Below are 18,109 nucleotides of genomic sequence, written 5' to 3'. Positions count from 1 at the left end.
TCCCGGCCCGCCCCGCGTACGCCCGGGCCTCACCGGTGCGGACGGACGCGCCCGGCGTCCGTTACGACGACGCCGGGCGCGTGGGCCGGAAGCCGGAGTCAGACGGCGGCGACCAGCAGCGCCGGCTGCTCGACGCAGTCGGCGACGTGCCGCAGGAAGCCCCCGGCCACCCCGCCGTCGCAGACCCGGTGGTCGAAGGTGAGGCTGAGCTGGGTCACCTTACGCACCGCGAGTTGGCCGTCGACCACCCACGGCTTGTCCACGATGCGCCCCACGCCGAGCAGCGCCGCCTCGGGGTGGTTGATGATCGGGGTGGAGCCGTCGACGCCGAACACGCCGTAGTTGTTCAGCGTGAACGTCCCGCCGGTGAGCCGGGCTGGCGGCAGTCCACCGGCCCGGGCCGCCGTGGTGGTGGCGGCCAGTTCGGCGGCCAGCTCCGCGGTGGTGAGCCGGTCGGCGTCGCGCAGCACCGGTACGACCAGGCCACGGTCGGTCTGCGCGGCGATCCCCAGGTGCACCCCGGCGGACTGGATGATCCGCTGCCCCTCGGTGTCGACCCGGGCGTTGAGCTGCGGGTAGCGACGCAGCCCCGACAGGCAGATCCGGGCGAGCAGGGCCAGGATGCTCACCGGCTGGTCGGGACGGGCCGCGTTGATCGCGGCCCGGGTCTGCAGCAGCGCGGTGGCATCGGCGTCCACCCAGATGGTCACCTCGGGAATCTCCCGCCGGCTGCGGGAGAGCTTGTCGGCGATCGCCCTGCGGATGCCGGTCAGCGGGATCACCAGGTCCGCCGCGCCGGCCGGGGCGAGCCCGACGTGGGCCGGTTGCCCGGCCGCCACCCCGACGGCTGCCGCCGGCCGGTCGGCGTGCACGCCGCTGGCCTGCGGCACCGGTGTCCCGGCACCGCGGGCCAGCGCGTCGGCCGCCGCTTCGACGTCGGCCCGCCGGACCACCCCACCGGGACCGCTGCCCCGCACCGCGCGCAGGTCCACGCCATGGTCGCGGGCCAGCCGTCGCACGATCGGCGAGATGACCAGGACCGCGGCCGCCGTCACCGGCTGCGGCCCGGCCGGGGCGGTTGGATGCGGTCCGACGGCGGGCGGCGGGGCCGGGTTCAGCGCGACGGGCGATGCGGCCGGGTCCGGCGCGACCTGCGACGCGGCCGGGGCGGTGGCGTGGGTGGCCGGGGCGAGCCCGGCACGACGGCGTCGCCGCGAGCGGCCGCCGTGACCGGTGCCGTAGCCGATCAGGACGTTGCCGGATCCGGCCCGCTCCTCCTCGCGGTAGACGGCGTGCCCGGACGGTTCGGTCGTGGACCCGTCGGTCCCCGGCCCGGCCACCGTGATCAGCGGCTGGCCGACCGGGCGGACCTCACCCTCCGCGCCGTGCAGCGCGACGACCCGGCCGGCGTACGGGCAGGGTACGTCCACGACGGCCTTGGCGGTCTCGACCTCGACCACGGTCTGGTCGACGGTGACCACGTCGCCGACCGCGACCCGCCAGTGCACGATCTCCGCCTCGGTGAGCCCCTCGCCGAGGTCGGGCAGCAGGAAGACCTGTTCGCTCATGCCGCGCTGCCCTCGGCCAGCCAGCGCCCGTCGGGCTGGTCGTCGAACTGCAGCCGGGCCACCGCGTCGAGCACCCGGTCGACCGAGGGCAGGTGGGTGTGCTCCAGCATCGGCGCGGGGTACGGGATGTCCAGGCCGGAGACCCGCAGCACCGGGGCGTGCAGGGCGTGGAAGCAGCGCTCCTGCACGCGGGCGGCGATCTCCGCGCCGACACCGGCGAAGCCCTGCGCCTCCTGGATCACCACGCAGCGGCCGGTGCGCCGGACCGAGGCGGTGACGGTGGCGTCGTCGAACGGCACGATGGTGCGTACGTCGACCACCTCCAGGTCCCAGCCCTCCTCCCGGGCGGCCTCGGCGGCCTCCAGCGCGACCGGCACCGCCGGGCCGTACGCGACCAGGGTGGCGTCGCGTCCGGGCCGGCGGACGACCGCCCGGCCGAACGGCTCGGTACGGGCCGGCAGTTCCGCCTCGGCGCTGCCGAAGTAGAGCTTCTTCGGCTCCATGAAGACCACCGGATCCGGGTCGTCGATCGCCTCGCGCAGCAGCGAGTACGCGTCGGCGACGGTCGCCGGGGTGACCACCTTCAGACCCGGGGTGTGCGCGTAGTACGCCTCGGAGGAGTCGCAGTGGTGCTCCACCCCGCCGATGCCGCCGGCGTACGGCACCCGGATCACCATCGGCACGCTCAACGCGCCCCGGGTGCGGTTGCGCAGCTTCGCCACGTGCGAGGCGATCTGCTCGAACGCCGGGTACGCGAAGGCGTCGAACTGCATCTCGACCACCGGCCGCAGCCCGGACATGGCCAGTCCGACCGCGAAACCGACGATGCCGGCCTCGGCGAGCGGGGTGTCGAAGCAGCGCTTGTCGCCGAAGCGGGCCTGGAGCCCGTCGGTGATCCGGAAGACGCCGCCGAGCTGGCCGACGTCCTCGCCGAAGACGACGACCCGCTCGTCGTCGAGCATCGCGTCGGCGAGCGCGGCGTTGAGCGCCTTCGCCATGGTCATGGTGGCCATCAGGCGTCCTCCTCCTGCGCCGCGGCGAGTTCGGCACGGACCTGTTCCCGCTGTTCGACCAGCTGCGGGGTGGGCCGCGCGTAGACGTGCTCGAAGAGGCTGAGCGGGTCGACGGTGGGTTGGCTGTTCATCCGCTCGCGCAGCCGCGCGGCGTACGCCTCGGCCTGCTCGGCGATCTCGGCGACGGCCGCGTCGTCGAGCACGCCGCGGGCCCGCAGGTAGCTCTCCAGCCGGACGATCGGATCACGGTCGCGCCACGCCTCGACCTCGTCGGGGTCGCGGTAACGGGTCTGGTCGTCGGCGTTGGTGTGCGGCTCCATCCGGTAGGTGTGCGCCTCCACCAGGTACGGCCCCTTGCCGGCCCGGGCGTGCGCGACCGCCCGGTTGAGTACGGCGAGCACGGCGACCGGGTCGTTGCCGTCGACCTGCTCGCTGGGTACGCCGTAGCCGACGCCCTTGTACGCCAGGGTCGGTGCGGCGGTCTGCCGGGACAGCGGGACGCTGATCGCGTACCGGTTGTTCTGGACGAAGTAGACCACCGGCGCCTTGAACACGGCGGCGAAGTTGACCCCCTCGTGGAAGTCGCCCTCGCTGGTGGCGCCGTCACCGATGTAGACCAGCGCCACGGTGTCGCGGCCCTGGTACGACTCGCCGTAGGCCAGCCCGGCGGCGTGCACGCACTGGGTCGCCAGCGGGGTGCACTGCGGGGCGGTGCGCACCTCGGTGGGGTCGTACCCGCAGTGCCAGTCCCCGCGCAGCAGGGTGAGCACCTCGACCGGGTCGATGCCCCGGGCGGTGAGCGCCATCGACTCACGGTAGGTGGGGAACACCCAGTCGTCGTCGCGCAGCGCGAGGACCCCGCCGACCTGGCACGCCTCCTGACCCCGGGAGGACGGGTAGACGGCCAGCCGACCCTGTTTGGTCAGCGCGGTGGCCTGTGCGTCGAAGCGCCGCCCGACGACCATCCGCCGGTACATCTCGCGCAGCGCCTCGACGGGCGGCTCGGGGTAGTCGGCGCGGGGCGGCAGGGTGGTGCCGTCCGGGTCGAGCAACCGGACGGGCTCGGCCTGGGGCAGCAGTTCGGCGGACGGGTCGGGCGCGGCCGGGGTGGCCGGCCGGCGCTTCCGCGGGGATGCCCTGCGGGCCGCCTGGGGGGTGGTCGTCACGGCGGAACCTCCTGGACGTGTGGTGGCCCTATGCTCCTTTGGTCGGATGATTGACTCAAGATGGCCCGTGAAGGCGGGATGAATGGCATCACGGGAGGATTGATGTGGGCCAGGAGACCGTAGACAGGGGGCCGGTGACCGGTGGTACGGGACGTTCGGCACCCGGCCTCGACGAGGTGGACCGGCGCATCCTCGACGAGTTGACCCGCGACGGCCGGATCTCCATCCGTACCTTGGCCGAACGGGTGCACGTCTCGCGGACCAACGCGTACGCGCGTATGGAGCGGCTGGTCCGGGACGGTGCGATCACCGGGTTCACCGCTCGGGTCGCGCCGGAGCCCGCCGGGCTGGGCACGTCGGCGTACATCGCGTTGACCATCCGGCAGGACACCTGGCGGGAGGTGTCGGCGGAGCTGGCGCAGGTGCGCTACGTCGAGCACGTGGCCCTGCTCAGCGGTGAGCACGACGTGCTCGCCCTGGTCCGGGCGCCGGACAACGCCACGCTGCGGGACGTGGTGCTGGACCGGGTGCAACGCATCGCCGGGGTGCTCTCCACCCGCAGCTGGCTGGTCTTCGAGGAGTACGACGGGCAGACCAGCCCCTGGGCGTGAGCCCCGGTGGGGCTCGCCTCAGCGTTCCGGCGGGGCCTCCAGACCGTCGCGGTCGGCCAGGGCCAGCAACGGCTCCAGCGAGTACGAACGGGTGTCCAGGCCGGCGTGCGGGTCACCGCGCTCGGCGAACCGGCCCGGCATGGTGGTGACGTCGAAGTCCTCCGGACGGGCCTGGTCCAGCTCGGCCCAGTCCAGCGGCGCGGAGACCAGGGCCGCCGGTGTCGGCCGGATCGAGTATGCCGAGGTCATGGTGTGGTCACGGGCCATCTGGTTGTAGTCGACGAAGACCGGCCGGTCCCGCTGCTCACGCCACCAGGTGGTGGTGACCAGGTCGGGGCGGCGCCGCTGCAGCTCGCGGCCCAACGCGAGGACCGCACGCCGGCAGTCGCCGAAACTCCACCGGGGCTCGATCGGCACGTAGACGTGCAGGCCACGGCCGCCGGAGGTCTTGGGGTAGCCGGTCAGGCCCAACTCGTCGAGAAACCCACGCACCTCGTGCGCCACCGGCACCACCTGGTCGAACCCCACCCCGGGCAGCGGGTCCAGGTCGATGCGCAGCTGGTCGGGCCGCTCCACGTCGGCCCGGGTCACCGGCCAGGGATGGAAGCGCAGGGTGCCCAGGTTGACCGCCCAGATCACCACCGCCAGTTCACCCGGGGCCACCTCGTCGGCGGTCCGGCCGCTGGGAAAGGTGATGTGCGCGGTGCCCACCCAGTCGGGGGCGCCCGACGGCACCCGCTTCTGGTAGAACGCGTCGCCCCGGTTGTCCTGCCGGGTGGCGATCGTGGCGCCCTCGAAGACGCCGCGCGGCCACCGTTCCAGCATGGTCGGCCGGTCCCGCAGCGCGCGCAGGATGCCGTCGCCGACGGCGAGGAAGTAGCGCACCACGTCGAGCTTGGTCAGTCCGCGTTGGGGGAAGTACGGCTTGTCCGGGCTGGAGACGCGGACCGTCCGCTGCCCCACCTGGATCTCCTCGGCCGCCGTCGCCACCCACCGAGGGTACGCCGCGACGACGGGCCGGGGCGGACTACCGCGGTACGCCGAACCGCCCGGTCGGCGCGTCCACCGGCGGCCCCGGCTCGCCCGCCCTGCCTGCCCCGGAGCCGGCCGAGCCGGGCGACCCGCCGACCGACGCCACGGCGGGTGCCGGAACCACGGCGGGCACCGCGACGGCGGGCCGCGGCGCCACGCCCGCGGGTGGCCGCGGCCGGGCCCACCGGCGGGACAGCCGGACCACCGGCGACGGCGTCCAGTCCTTGAGCCGCAGCGCGGGTTGCTCGACCAGCTTCCAGGACAGGACGGCCGCCGCCCCGGCCACGGCCACGGAGAGCAGCACGAACGGCACGAAACCCCACCGACTCCAGCCCAGGCTGGCCATCACCTGCTGGCCGACGAAGCCGTAGATGTAGATGCCGTACGAGTAGTCGTTGCGTCGACCCACGGCGTGCAGCCGGCGCGGCATCCGGACCGACATCCAGATCAGCAGGTACGCGAAGGCGGGCAGGCCCAGCACGGCGAAGCCGCCGACCAACAGGGAGCCGGCCAGCAGCGCCGCCGAGCCGAGGCCGAGCAGGTCGTTGACCGGCACCCGCTCCCGGTATAGGTCGAAGCTGGCCCCGAGGGCGAAGAGGAACCCCAGGTAGAGCAGCCAGTGGTAGCCGACGTTGCCGAGCAACGGCAGCTCGACGCTGCCGCTGACCGTCTTGGCCGGGCCGGTCCAGCGTCCGGTGCTCCACCAGTTCGCCGCGATGGCCAGATAGAGGGCGACCGCCAGCGCCAGCACGAAGCGCCGGGCCTGGCGGAGTACCGCCGTCGCGGCGAGTACGAACACCGCCAGGTAGCAGAGCATCTCGTACTTCAGCGACCAGAGCGCGCCGTTGAAGATGCTGTCGCCGGTCCGGCGCCCCCACGGAGTGGTCTCGGCCAGCAACCCCTCGATACCGTACTGCCGTACACCGGTCCACCAGTTCGCCTGGGCGTACGCCAGCGGGCCGCCCGGCTCCCACGGCTCGTCGAAGAAGCCCGCGACGGTGCCGTTCTCGCGCAGCGCCACCAGCGGTGCCACCAGCAGCGCGGTGACCAGCAGGCAGACCCAGAGCGCGGGGAAGATCCGCAGGCCGCGGTGCCACAGGTAGCGGCCGAGGCCGGTCCGGCGGGCGCTGCGGGTGATCAGCAGTCCGGAGAGTACGAAGAAGCCGTAGACGGCCATCGTCCCCACGTTGGTCTGCCGGTTGAACAGGTGGTGGCCGAGGTCGCTGGCGCCGAACCCGAGCGGTCTGGCGTGCGAGGTGACCACGGCCAGGGCCAGCACGAGCCGGATCAGCCCGATGCCGTTGCCGCGTCCGGTGAGCAGCTCCGCCAGGGTTCCGTGCCGCCGGGTGAGCCGGCGCAGGATGCTTCCCACCGCGCGCACGCTATCACCGACCCGGCCGGTTCCGGTGTCCTGACGCCGGCGAGTGTTCTGACACTCCGCGAGCAATCGGCACCCAAGGTGTAACGCGACTCGGGAAAGGGGCGCTGGAGACGGTGTGAACAACCTCGGTCGCACAGCAGTCGTCGCGGCGACCACCGCGGCACTCGGCGCCGGCCTCGCCGGCGCCGCCGGGGCCCCGGTCACCGCCTCGGCCATCGGCCCGCAGGCCACCTACCTGGTGTTGGCACCACAGGGTGGCACGGTCGAGCGGGCCACCGCCCGGGTCTCCGCCGCCGACGGCACGGTGGTGGCCGACTACCGGCAGATCGGCGTGCTCGTCGTCCACTCGGCCAACCCCGCCTTCGTCACCGACGTGGCGGGCCCGGGTGTCGAGTCCGTGGCGTCGACCGCCGGCCTGGGTACCGTGCTGAACGAGGGCGACACCGTCGAGCTGACCGCCGCCGAGATCGCCGAGGCCACCGGCGACCCGACCGCCGAGCCGCTGGCCGGTCAGCAGTGGAACCTGGCGATGATCGACGTACCGCGAGCCCACCTGGTCACCACCGGCAGCGCCGACGTGGTGGTCGGCGTACTGGACAGCGGCATCTCCAGCAGCCACCCGGACCTGGCCGACCAGATCGCCCGGGAGCAGAGCGCCTCGTGCCTCGGCGGGGTGCCCGACACCAGCGAGGCGGCGTGGAACCCCACCACCTCCGACCACGGCACCCACGTCGCCGGGATCATCGCCGCCGCCCGCAACGGGATCGGCGTCGCCGGTGTCGCCCCCGGGGTCCGGGTGGCCGCCGTGAAGATCGTCGACAACGAGGGGTACGTCTATCCGGAGGCTGCGATCTGCGGTTTCGTCTGGGCAGCCGAACACGGGATGCGGCTGACCAACAACAGCTACCACCTCGACCCGTGGGAGCTGAACTGCCGCAGCGACCCGCGGCAGCGCCCGGTCTGGCAGGCGGTGCAGCGGGCCATCCACTACTCGTGGAGCAGGGGCGTACTCACGGTGGCCGCGGCCGGCAACGCCAACCGCGACCTGGCGCACCCGTTCGCCGAGGCGGGCGGCCCGGACGACAGCGAGCTACGCGAGATCGACGCCGCCTGTCGCGTCCTGCCGGCGCAGGCACCGGGCGTGGTGACCGTCTCGGCGGTCGGGCCGACCGGGCGCAAGAGCTACTACTCCTCGTACGGGCAGGGGGTCGTCGACGTGACCGCGCCCGGTGGCGACAGCCGGACGCGTACCCGGGGGCGGACCTCGACCACCGCCGACACGGTCCTGTCGACCACGTACAACACGGTGACCCGGACCGACGGTTGGGGCTGGAAGCAGGGCACCTCGATGGCGAGCCCGCACGTCACCGGCGTCGCGGCGCTGGCGCTGTCCGCCCACCCGGAGTTGACGGCCGGGCAGCTGTCGGAGCTGCTGGAGCGCACCGCCGTGGCCCGGCCGTGCCCGGCCGGCGGGTACGACCCGGTGCCGCTGCTGCCGAGCCCGACCGCGGGTACGGCCACCTGCCGGGGCGGTGTCCGCAACGGCTTCTACGGCGCGGGCCTGGTCAACGCGGACCGGGCGGTGCGGTGACCCGACCGGCGGTGGGCGCCGAGGGCGGGTGGCCCACCCGGTAGGATCGGCCACGGGCCGTGACTGGCGCGTGGGGATGGAGCACCATCGGGAAGCGGCCCCGTCACGAGGACGCACGCCGAGCGCCTGGGCCTTCCGCACATCTTCAGGAGGTCGCATGTCGCGCAACGCCGAATCCACCGCGTTCCGCAGCGCGTTGGAGGTCATCCGGGCGGTCGAGCCGCGGGTCGCCGACGCGATCGGGGCCGAGCTGACCGACCAGCGCGAGTCGCTCAAGCTGATCGCCAGCGAGAACTACGCCTCGCCGGCCACCCTGCTGGCGATGGGCAACTGGTTCAGCGACAAGTACGCCGAGGGCACCGTGGGCCGCCGCTTCTACGCCGGCTGCCAGAACGTCGACACCGTCGAGGCGCTGGCCGCCGAGCACGCCCGGGAGCTGTTCGGCGCGGCGCACGCGTACGTGCAGCCGCACTCCGGGATCGACGCCAACCTGGTGGCGTTCTGGGCGATCCTGGCCGACCGGGTGGAGGCACCGGCGTTGCGGCGGGCGCAGGCCCGGCACGTCAACGACCTGTCCGAGGCCGACTGGTTCGCGCTCCGCCGGGAGCTGGGCGACCAACGGATGCTCGGCATGTCCCTGGACGCCGGCGGCCACCTCACCCACGGTTTCCGGCCCAACATCTCCGGCAAGATGTTCGACCAGCGCAGCTACGGCACCGACCCGGCCACCGGGTTGGTCGACTACGACAGGGTCGCCGAGGCGGCCCGCGAGTTCCGGCCGCTGGTGCTGGTCGCCGGCTACTCGGCGTACCCCCGGAGGGTGAACTTCCGGATCATGCGGGAGATCGCCGACTCGGTCGGCGCCACCTTCATGGTGGACATGGCCCACTTCGCCGGGCTGGTCGCCGGCAAGGTCTTCACCGGCGACTTCGACCCGGTGCCGCACGCCCACATCGTCACCACCACCACGCACAAGTCGCTGCGCGGCCCGCGCGGCGGCATGGTGCTCTGCGGCCCGGAGCTGGCCGACCAGGTGGACCGGGGCTGCCCGATGGTGCTCGGCGGTCCGCTGCCGCACGTGATGGCCGCCAAGGCGGTCGCGCTGGCCGAGGCGCGCCGGCCCGACTTCGCCGACTACGCCCGGCGCATCGTGGACAACGCCCAGGCTCTGGCCGACGGGCTGCTGCGCCGGGGCGCGAAGCTGGTCACCGGCGGCACCGACAACCACCTGGTGCTGATCGACGTCACCGGGTACGGGCTGACCGGCCGGCAGGCCGAGCAGGCGCTGCTGGACTCGGGCATCGTCACCAACCGCAACGCGGTGCCGCAGGACCCGAACGGGGCCTGGTACACCTCCGGTATCCGGATCGGCACCCCGGCGCTGACCACCCGGGGGCTGGGCACGGCGGAGATGGACGGCACCGCCGAGCTGATCCACACCGTGCTGAGCCAGACCACCGCCGGGACGAACCCCGACGGCACCGCCTCGAAGGCCAAGTACGTGCTGGACCCGGCGCTCGCCGACAAGGTCAGCCGGCAGGCCGGCGAGCTGCTCACCGGTTTCCCGCTCTACCCCGACGTCGAGCTGTCCTGACGGGGCGGTCCCGCCGGTCCGCGCACCGGACCGGCGGGACCGCGCGGTCTGTCAGTAGTTGAACGTCCACAGGAACCACTGGGCGCTCTGCGGGCTGGCGCTCTGCTCGCAGTACCACCAGTCCCAGCGCTGCTCCGCCACGCCTTGCCGACCGTACGACTGGCAGAACCAGTAGTCGTAGTAGACGCCGCGCAGCGTCCCGCCCGGCGGATCCGCCTGGGCGGGCGCCGCACCGGCGACCAGCGCCGTGCCCACCATCGCGAGCGCCGCCAGCGCCCCCGCCATCCTTCGCCTGATCATCTTCTACCCCCGGCACCACGTCCGCGCCGACGCCCATGCATCGACGTTCGTCTACCTAGCGTGGCGAGTCGAGGATGCACCGTCAACGCGATCCCGGAGGGTGGTGACGCTCAGTTGAGTGGGCGTTTGAGGTGGTAGCGGTGCACCTCGGTGCTGCCCTGCACGTTGTTCACGTCCTCGGCCGCCGTGACCAACTCCCAGCCCTCCCGGCCGACCCGGTTGAGGTGTGCGACCGCGGTGTCGCCGTAGGCGGTGACGTCCTTTCGGGACCCGTCCGGCCCGTACCAGACGAAGGTGACGTGAAAATTCCGGCCCTGTCCCTGGTACCGGCGGACCAGCAGGGCGTACTCCCAGGCAATCATGCCGCCCATTATGACCATCCAACCAGGACGGCGACAGGACTGCCGTCACACGTTGCGTACGGATGAACGCGGTGCGTCGCGCCGCGCGGTCAGCCCGGTACGACGGTGCGCAGCGTCCGGGCCTCGGCCGGGTGGGCGCAGCCGGCCAGCGCCAACGCGTCGTGCAGCTCCGCGGCGAGCAGGGCCAGCGCGCGCACGAGGGGCTCTGCATGCGGTCCACCTTCGCCGACCCGTACCGTCGGCGCCAGCACATCAGTTTCGAGAGTGGCCCGCGGACCGCCGCGCACCGTGGCTGCCCAGAACCAGAAGGACACTCCGGCACCCGCGCGGGCCGAACGATCAACGGTCCCGTACGCGCATGCCGGAGTGCCCCAACCGGTCGCTGGTGTCACCGCTTCTCGCAGGCAACTCCATCCTTGTCGCGGTCGAGCTTGGTGTTGGCGTTGTAGATCGCCGTCGAAACCTTGAAGTTGGTCACCGGCTTCGTCTTGCCGCGAACCTTGTCCCGCGCACCCTTCTTACCCACACCGTGCTTGTACTTCTTGTGCATCGCGGCGCAATTCTTGAACTTGGGTGCCGCGGCCTGCGCCGGCGACACCACGGCCAGGGAACCGCCGCCAAGCACCAACGCAACAACAAGTGCTGCCCGGACCAGCCTGGAAACCAATCCAGCCTCCTCAAGGGATCGTCGTGGACGAGCACGCTATCGCGTCCGCCCGCGATACCTGGACCTCCGCGAGACCCAGCTGTCGCGACGTACGGTGACATTCCAAGCACCGATCGGGCAGCCCGGCCAAACCACCGACCGAGGCGGCAGACCCAGCGTTCAGCCGGTGGGTAGCCAGGGCTGCCACACCTCCGGGTTCGCGTCGAGCCACTTCTGCGCCGCCTCGTCGCGGGACAGCTTGTCGACCGTGAGGTAGCGGGCCACCTCGTTCTGGTCGGCGTTGGTCCACTGGAAGTTCTTGATCATCTCGGCGGCCGGGTTCCCCGACTCGGCGAACTCCCGGTTGGCGATCTTGTCGAGGTCGTACGGCTGGTAGTCGCAGGCCACCTTCTCCGGGTCGGAGTCGCAGCCGGGCGTGTACGCGGGCAGTCTGACGTGCACCAGGTCGACCTCGGCCAGGAACCACTGTGGCGCGTAGAAGTAGCCGATCGCCGGCCGACGGTCGCGTTCCGCCGCCCGGAACGCCTCGATCAGCTTCTCCTCGCTGCCGGTGAGGCTGACCGTGAAGTCCAGCTTCAGGTTACGGATCAACGCACGGTCGTTGGTCTCGTAGGACGGGTCGCCACCGAGCAGGGCGCCCTTGCCGTTCGAGGTGGGGGTGCGGAACAGGTACGCGTAGTCGTTGAGATTCTTCCAGTTGGTGATGCCCGGATACTGCTCCACCAGCCACGGCGTGACGTACCAGCCGACGACTCCCCGGTTCCCGGTCATGCCGTGCTCGACGGCGGACCGTTCCTCGTCGATGTAGCGCTTCTTCAGCGCCTCGCGGCCCCAGTTCTCCAGGATGACGTCGACCTCGCCGGCCGCGACCTGCGCCCAGGCGTCCTCCGCGGTGAGATCCTTCACCACCACGGTGCAGTCGAGCCGGGTCTCGGCGAGATAGCCGACGACGGCGAGGTTGGCTTCGTAGCCGACCCAGGGCAGGTTCGCCAGCGTCAGGGTGCCGCACTCGGTCCGCTCCGGCGGGCCCGGTGCCGCCACCCGGGGGGCGATGTCGGCCGCGCAGCCGGCCAGCACGAGCACGGCCGAACCGACGATGGCCGCCGCCCTGATCCAGCCTGACCTGCGCATCGTCACTGTCTCCTCCTCGTCGTGGCGCCCCGGGCACAACCGCACCGGTCGGCGGAGCGGCGTGCTGTCACCGGGACACGCCGGCCCGGGCCAGGCGTTGCGCCAGCACCACCTCGGTGAGCGCCACCAGCACCTGCTTGACCGACTCCCGGTCCCGGGCGTCGCACTCCACCAGCGTCACCTCGTCCGCGACGCCGAGCGCCTCCCGCACCTCGGGCAGGTCGAACCGGCGGGCGGTCTCGAAGTTGTTGACCGCCAGCAGGAACGGGATGCGGTGGTCCTCGAAGTAGTCGATGGCGGGGAAGCAGTCCTCGATCCGCCGGGTGTCGATCAGCACGACCGCCCCGAGGGCGCCGTCCACGAGGTCGTCCCAGAGGAAGGCGAAGCGGTCCTGCCCGGGGGTACCGAAGAGGTACATCAGCAGCGACTCGTCGAGGCTGATCCGACCGAAGTCCAGGGCCACCGTCGTGGTGGTCTTCCCGGCGACCACCGAGATGTCGTCGACACCCACCGAGACCTCGGTCATGTCGGCCTCGGTGACCAGCGGCTCGATCTCCGACACCGCCCCGACGAAGGTGGTCTTGCCGACGCCGAACCCGCCACTGACCACGATCTTCACCGCGGTGGGCGCGGGCGGCTGGCTAGAGAGCGCGGACACGGTCCCGGATCCTCTCGATCATCTCGACGGACAGCTCGCCCTGTTCCGTACGGTGCAGATAGCCCTCGATCAGCAGGTCCGCGACAAGCACCCGGGTGACACCGAGTGGCACCCGTAGCGCCACCGCGAGGTCGGCCACTGTGGTGGGCCGCTGACACAGCTCGACGATCCGCCGGGCCTCGAAGCGCAACGGCGCGGAGAGCGCCGCCGGTTGGGCATTGAGCAGCGTCTCCACCCGAAGCCCGTCCTGCACCGGGCGGGTGCGCCCGCCGGTGAGCAGGAAGGGCCGTACTGCCGCGTCATCCACCGGCTCGGCCTCGGACGCGGATCCGGACTCCCGGGCCGCGTCGGGCGGCGTGGGCGTGGGCGCCCAGTACGGGATCATTCGCGGGTCGGGCAGCCGCGGTCCCCCGCCACTCACCGGGGCAGCACCCGTCGCGACTCGGAGATCAGTGCCGGGGTCAGGATGGCACCGAACCGGTCGGCGAGCAGCGAGATCTCGTACCCGACCAGACCCAGGTCGCAGTCACCGTCGGCGAGCACCCCCAGACAGCTGCCGTCGCTGATCGCCGACACCAGCAGGAAACCCCGCCTCATCTCGATCATGATGAGCTTCAGCCCGTCGAAGTCGTACTTGCGGGAGGCGGTCCGGGCCAGGCTGGCCATGCTGGAAACGATCGCGGCGAGCTGGTCCCCGGCACCCCGGTCCAGGCCGGCGGAGACGGCGACGAGCAGACCGTCGGAGGAGACCGCGACGCTGTCCCGTACGCCGTCGGTCTGCCGGACGAAGTTCGCCAGCAGCCAGTTCAACTGGTGTGGATCGGTTTGCACGTCAACCATTGCGGGCCCCCCAGGAGTCGGTCGCGGTCTCGTCGCCAGGCGCGGTCTCGGGCGCCGACCGTGCGGTCTGGCCGCGTAATGTCCCGGCGCGCAGCGCGGTCAACCGGTCCCGGACGTGCGTGGGCGAGTCGTCGAGGGCGGCCGGACGTTGGTCGGGCACGGGCCGGGCCGTCACCTGCTCGGGCGTTGCGGTGCGCCGGTCGCGGGGCAGCCGCTTGCGCAGTCCGTTGGTGGTCCGCTCCGCAACCGTCCCGGCACCGGCCAGTTCGCCGGGGATGGTGGCGGGCCGGCCGACGACCGACTGCACCGGGATCGCCGGCGCCCCGGCGCCGGGCAGGCCGACGCCGCTGCCCTCCCCCGCCGTCACCGCGCGGGCGGCGGGCCGACGCGGCGGGTTGGCCGGCGGCACCCTGCCGGAGTCCGCCGGGTCCGCGGCGGCGATGGCGATCGGCGTCGAGTCGCCATCGGCGGATCCCGGCGGCGGGGTGATCGCGTTCGGGCGGCTGAGCAGGCTGTGCGGCAGGACCACCCGGGCGGTCACGCCGGTGACCGGGGACGGTGCCAGGTGGACGTCGATGCCGAGGTCCTGGGCCAGTTGGCCGACCACGTGGTGGCCGAGGTAGCGAGTCGGCGCGGAGACGAAGTCGATCTCGCCGCGCAGCCGCGCGTTGGCCTCGGCCAGGTCCTCCGGCGACATGCCGAGGCCCTGGTCGGTGACGGCGATGAGGTAGCCGTCGCCGTGGCGGCGGCCCTGGATCTCCACGTCCGCGTCCGGCGGTGAGAAGGTCAGGCCGTTCTCGACCAGTTCGGCGAGCAGGTGGGCCACCGCGCTGACGTTGGCCCCGACCACCCAGGCGTCGTCGATGCGGCGCAGCTGGACCCGCCGGTACTCCTCGACCTCGGAGATGGCGGCCCGGATCACGTCGGAGATCGCGAGCGGATTCGCCCACTGGCGGGGTCCGCTGGCACCCACCAGCACCAGCAGGCTCTCCGCGTTACGACGCATGCGAGTGGCCAGGTGGTCCAGCTCGAAGAGGTTGGCCAGCCCGGTCGGGTCGGTCTCCTCACGTTCCAACTTGGTGATGAAGCCGAGCTGGCGGCGGAGCAGGTTCTGGTTACGGCGACCGAGGTTGGCCAGTGAGTCGGTGGTGCTGCGGCGCAGCAGGGCCTGTTCGGTGGCGAGCCGGAAGGCCACCTCCTGCACCTGGTCGAGGGCGCCGGCCACCGAGCGGATCTCGGTACTGGCTCGCGGCGGCACCCGGACCGGGGTGGGTGCCTGCGGGGTACCCGCGTCGTCACCGTCCTGCAGCCGGCGCACTGCGGCGGGCAGCCGGTTCGCCGCGAGTTCGTGGGCCTCGGCGGCCAGCATCGCCAGCGGCCGGGTGATCGACCGGGAGGCCAGCACCAGCAGGGCCACCGCGCCGGAGAGGAAGAACATCACCAGTACGCCGACCCCGACGAGCCGCCCGGTGGACTCGCGCTGGCGTTCCGCGGCCCGCGCCTCGATCTCCGCGCCGACGTGTTCCTGCAACTGCCGCAGCCCATCCAGCACCGTGGTCAGCGCCGACCACCAGGATTGCGGGTTCACCTGCACCCGCCGGCCGTCGGCGGAATCGAGCGCGACCTGTTCGAAGTGGTTGGCCACCCGGGCGGCGCCGGTGTCCAGCACCCAGTCGTTGGCGGCCCGCTGTTCGGCGGTGGCGTACTCCTCGAACTCGGCCAGTGCCGCCTGCCGGGTCGCGCGCATCTCGGCGAACTGCAGGAACTCACCTTCGGCGAAGCCACCGGCGGAGAACACCCCGTTGAGGAACGCGCGCTGCTGGGCGGTGCTCTCCTTGATCCGGCTGAGGGCATCCAGTGCGGACACCTGGCGGTGCAGCTCCGGGTCGTCCGCCGCGTCGAGACCGAAGTCGACGCCGTTGAGGGTGGCGATGCGTTCGGTGAAGAAGTCGAAGGTCGCCGCACGGCCGGCACTGCCGCCGTCGGTGGCGGCACGGACCACGGCTAGCCCGTCGAGTTCCCGCACCGCCGAAGCGACCCGGGCCGCCACCGCACCGCCGCCGGCGATCGCCGTCTCGACCGCCTGCCTCCGCTGGTCCACCCGGTCCCGAGCCGGTGCGATCTCGTTGCGGAAACCGGTGTTCCCACCGAGCAGGCCGGCGGTGAGTCCACGCTCGGTCTGTAGTTCCTGGGTCAGCTCCTGTACGGCGAGGGCCAGCGTCACCGACTCGCTGGCGGTCCGGACGGCCCGGTACTCCGAGACCTCGATCACCGTCACGTAGCCGAGCAGCAGCAGGACGGCCGCCACCGGCAGGGCGATGATGCCGACCAGCCGACCGCGGATGGTGTTCCTTGTCGTGCCCGCAGGGCGGCGGGTCGCCGGCAGGCCCGGCTGGTCGGAGTGCTGAGTGGACACCCGTACTCCAATCAGCGCACGGCCGCGGGCCGGTGCGGCGGCATCGGGGGATTTGATCAGTGCAATATTCCGGCAGCGACGCGGTCCCACAACCCTTCGGTGCGATTGTCGTGGGGTCGGAGCTGCGGTTCCGTCCGTCCAGCCGCGACCGGTCAACCGAACGGTCCAGTCCGTGCGCACGCTCCCACGGCCACGTCAGCACTGTCCGTAAACGACACCATGGCCACCGCGACCGCCCTGCCGGCCTGTTCGCGGTGGTGCCGATCCATCGACGGGGTTGCCGAGTGGATCATGCTCTGTCAGGATTCCGCGATGGAGAACAGTTGGAAGACCAGGGCCCGCGCCCGACTGGCCCTGGCCAGCGTGGCGACGGTGCTGCTTACCACGGCGTGGGCGGGGGCGCCGGCGGCGGCAGCGGCAGCAGCCACCCAGGGGATCTGCTCGGAGCAGGGCAACTACGAGGTCTGCGTGACCTACGGAACGCCGGGCGGCCCGAACGACGAGGGCGACACGCTGCTCGTCCGGAAGATCAAGGCGAAGGTCGACGCCACCGCCGACTCGCCGCAGAGCGGCGACTACATCCGGATAGCGATGTACGCCTGGTCCAACACGGGTGAGGGCGGCCGACTGGCCGACGCGCTCGTGCGGGCCGCCCAGCGTGGCGTGAGTGTCCGCGTCGTGCTGGGCCAGAAGCACGTCGACCCGGCCATCGTCAGCAAGCTCAGAGCGGCGAATATCAACTTCAGGCAGTGTTTCAAGACGGTCGACGGCACCCCCACCGACACCTCCTGCATGACGCACCCGGACGGGCGCCAGATCGGGGTCATGCACAACAAGTTCGTCCTGATCAAGAAGGGCGACACCAAGCTGGTCATGCAGTCGGCGTCCAACCTGGACACCAAGCAGTACCAGCACTCGCAGAACATGCTGATCGTCCGCGACGACAGCGCGCTGTTCTCCGCGTACGTCAACTACTGGCGCCGGTTGTACGTCGGCAACTGGACGTGGGACGGGGTGACCTGGGGCGACGACGACAAGTCGATCTACGGCAGCAACGACAGCTCGCGGGCGTACTTCTTCCCGCAGTACAACAAGCGGCCCCTGGTCGGCGTGCTGGCCGGAGTCACCGAGTGCGCGCCGGGCAACGACCGGGTGTGGATGCTGGCGAGCAACGTCGACGCGGACACGGTCTACATCCGCGAGATCGCCGACCAGTTGAAGCGGCTGCGGAACATCGGCTGTGACGTCAAGGTCCTCACCCAGGACCAGGCGCACCGGAACAACCTGGTGGTGCTTCAGGGCGTACACGCCAACGACGTCAAATGCGACGCCGTCAACCACAACAAGCTGCTGCTGATCGACGCGAAGTACGCCGGCCAGTGGCGTAAGGCGGTCTTCGTCGGCTCGTACAACCTGACCGCGAACTCCAACTACAACGGCAACGACGCGATGCTGCGGATCATCGACGGATGGGTCACCAACCGCTACATCGACCTGTTCCGCGCGCTCTGGACCAAGTCCGCCCCGGTGGCCTGCGACTAGCTCGTGTCTCGAAGTCGGGGTGCGGCGGGTCGGTGATCGATAGGCAGCGGTGGATGATCGGCGCTGGCGCCGTGGCTGGCAGCCCGGGAGAGGGTTACCTTCAGAGCGCTGATTTCATGGTGAAATAAAAATTTCAGGGTGAAATCACGCCTACCCGCGGATCTGCCTCCGCCCAGCCGAACTGCGTCCTCGGCTATCCGCCCGCCCGCCGCGCTGACCCCGGCCCGTACCTGGACA

At 71.8% G+C, this 18,109-nt stretch carries 17 protein-coding genes and 1 riboswitch; of the genes, 4 read left to right on the top strand and 13 right to left on the bottom strand.

The window, feature by feature from the left end:
- Nucleotides 1–98: 98 nt before the first annotated feature.
- From D2L64_RS00830 to pdhA, 3 genes are read right to left on the bottom strand one after another with little or no spacing between them, the layout of a single operon-like run.
- A complete protein-coding gene (locus D2L64_RS00830; RefSeq protein WP_119572492.1) occupies nucleotides 99–1,568 on the bottom strand; it encodes a dihydrolipoamide acetyltransferase family protein in 1,470 nt (489 codons plus the stop codon).
- Nucleotides 1,565–2,581 carry an alpha-ketoacid dehydrogenase subunit beta gene (locus D2L64_RS00825; RefSeq protein WP_119572491.1) on the bottom strand — a complete coding sequence of 339 codons (1,017 nt, stop codon included), beginning with the start codon at nucleotides 2,579–2,581 and terminating at the stop codon, nucleotides 1,565–1,567. Before D2L64_RS00825 ends, D2L64_RS00830 begins: the two co-directional genes overlap by 4 nt.
- Nucleotides 2,581–3,747, bottom strand: coding sequence for a pyruvate dehydrogenase (acetyl-transferring) E1 component subunit alpha (gene pdhA / locus D2L64_RS00820; protein WP_119572490.1), 1,167 nt, complete (start codon nucleotides 3,745–3,747; stop codon nucleotides 2,581–2,583). Before pdhA ends, D2L64_RS00825 begins: the two co-directional genes overlap by 1 nt.
- 176 nt (nucleotides 3,748–3,923) lie before the next feature.
- On the opposite strand from pdhA, the gene D2L64_RS00815 reads away from it, so the two are divergent.
- Complete coding sequence (locus tag D2L64_RS00815) at nucleotides 3,924–4,358, top strand: Lrp/AsnC family transcriptional regulator (RefSeq protein WP_407663047.1); 435 nt, start codon at nucleotides 3,924–3,926, stop codon at nucleotides 4,356–4,358.
- Nucleotides 4,359–4,376: 18 nt separating this feature from the next.
- On the opposite strand, the gene D2L64_RS00810 is transcribed toward D2L64_RS00815, so the two are convergent.
- Both D2L64_RS00810 and D2L64_RS00805 read right to left on the bottom strand, forming a co-directional pair.
- Nucleotides 4,377–5,348, bottom strand: a complete 972-nt coding sequence (locus D2L64_RS00810; RefSeq protein WP_119572488.1) for a DNA polymerase domain-containing protein — start codon at nucleotides 5,346–5,348, stop codon at nucleotides 4,377–4,379.
- A 37-nt stretch (nucleotides 5,349–5,385) separates the two neighbouring features.
- Nucleotides 5,386–6,762 carry an acyltransferase family protein gene (locus D2L64_RS00805; protein ID WP_158603426.1) on the bottom strand — a complete coding sequence of 459 codons (1,377 nt, stop codon included), beginning with the start codon at nucleotides 6,760–6,762 and terminating at the stop codon, nucleotides 5,386–5,388.
- A gap of 124 nt (nucleotides 6,763–6,886) precedes the next feature.
- Here D2L64_RS00805 and D2L64_RS00800 point away from each other — a divergent pair, with 124 nt between their 5' ends.
- Both D2L64_RS00800 and D2L64_RS00795 read left to right on the top strand, forming a co-directional pair.
- Nucleotides 6,887–8,362 (top strand): S8 family peptidase, encoded by a 1,476-nt coding sequence (locus D2L64_RS00800; RefSeq protein WP_119572812.1) that lies wholly within the window; start codon nucleotides 6,887–6,889, stop codon nucleotides 8,360–8,362.
- Nucleotides 8,363–8,411: 49 nt separating this feature from the next.
- A riboswitch (ZMP/ZTP riboswitch) is annotated at nucleotides 8,412–8,501 on the top strand.
- 18 nt (nucleotides 8,502–8,519) lie between these two features.
- Nucleotides 8,520–9,956, top strand: a complete 1,437-nt coding sequence (locus tag D2L64_RS00795) for a glycine hydroxymethyltransferase (protein WP_119572486.1) — start codon at nucleotides 8,520–8,522, stop codon at nucleotides 9,954–9,956.
- Between the two features lie 51 nt (nucleotides 9,957–10,007).
- Here D2L64_RS00795 and D2L64_RS00790 read toward each other — a convergent pair whose 3' ends face one another.
- From D2L64_RS00790 to D2L64_RS00750, 8 genes are all read right to left on the bottom strand, one after another.
- Complete coding sequence (locus tag D2L64_RS00790; RefSeq protein ID WP_119572485.1) at nucleotides 10,008–10,256, bottom strand: hypothetical protein; 249 nt, start codon at nucleotides 10,254–10,256, stop codon at nucleotides 10,008–10,010.
- Between the two features lie 110 nt (nucleotides 10,257–10,366).
- On the bottom strand, nucleotides 10,367–10,627 hold the full coding sequence (locus D2L64_RS00785) for a hypothetical protein (RefSeq protein ID WP_111242354.1): 261 nt from the start codon (nucleotides 10,625–10,627) through the stop codon (nucleotides 10,367–10,369).
- 379 nt (nucleotides 10,628–11,006) lie between these two features.
- Nucleotides 11,007–11,285, bottom strand: a complete 279-nt coding sequence (locus D2L64_RS00775) for an excalibur calcium-binding domain-containing protein (protein WP_119572484.1) — start codon at nucleotides 11,283–11,285, stop codon at nucleotides 11,007–11,009.
- 159 nt (nucleotides 11,286–11,444) lie between these two features.
- The gene (locus D2L64_RS00770) at nucleotides 11,445–12,416 is read right to left on the bottom strand and encodes an ABC transporter substrate-binding protein (RefSeq protein ID WP_119572483.1); all 972 of its coding nucleotides are present in this window, start codon (nucleotides 12,414–12,416) and stop codon (nucleotides 11,445–11,447) included.
- Nucleotides 12,417–12,483: 67 nt separating this feature from the next.
- Entirely contained in the window at nucleotides 12,484–13,074 is a 591-nt protein-coding gene (locus D2L64_RS00765; RefSeq protein WP_119572482.1) for a GTP-binding protein, read from the bottom strand.
- Nucleotides 13,058–13,495 carry a DUF742 domain-containing protein gene (locus D2L64_RS00760; protein ID WP_119572481.1) on the bottom strand — a complete coding sequence of 146 codons (438 nt, stop codon included), beginning with the start codon at nucleotides 13,493–13,495 and terminating at the stop codon, nucleotides 13,058–13,060. Before D2L64_RS00760 ends, D2L64_RS00765 begins: the two co-directional genes overlap by 17 nt.
- Nucleotides 13,492–13,914 (bottom strand): roadblock/LC7 domain-containing protein, encoded by a 423-nt coding sequence (locus D2L64_RS00755; RefSeq protein ID WP_119572480.1) that lies wholly within the window; start codon nucleotides 13,912–13,914, stop codon nucleotides 13,492–13,494. The genes D2L64_RS00760 and D2L64_RS00755 overlap by 4 nt, the downstream gene beginning before the upstream one ends.
- Nucleotides 13,907–16,300 carry a sensor histidine kinase gene (locus D2L64_RS00750; protein WP_325049892.1) on the bottom strand — a complete coding sequence of 798 codons (2,394 nt, stop codon included), beginning with the start codon at nucleotides 16,298–16,300 and terminating at the stop codon, nucleotides 13,907–13,909. The genes D2L64_RS00755 and D2L64_RS00750 overlap by 8 nt, the downstream gene beginning before the upstream one ends.
- 342 nt (nucleotides 16,301–16,642) lie before the next feature.
- Between D2L64_RS00750 and D2L64_RS00745 the strand changes: the two genes are divergently transcribed.
- On the top strand, nucleotides 16,643–17,872 hold the full coding sequence (locus D2L64_RS00745; RefSeq protein ID WP_119572810.1) for a phospholipase D-like domain-containing protein: 1,230 nt from the start codon (nucleotides 16,643–16,645) through the stop codon (nucleotides 17,870–17,872).
- The last annotated feature ends 237 nt before the right edge of the window (nucleotides 17,873–18,109 follow it).

The sequence above is a fragment of the Micromonospora radicis genome (genome assembly GCF_003583405.1).
In the GTDB taxonomy this organism is placed as follows: Bacteria; Actinomycetota; Actinomycetes; order Mycobacteriales; family Micromonosporaceae; genus Micromonospora; species Micromonospora radicis.
This window is presented reverse-complemented; position numbering and strand designations above follow the sequence as displayed.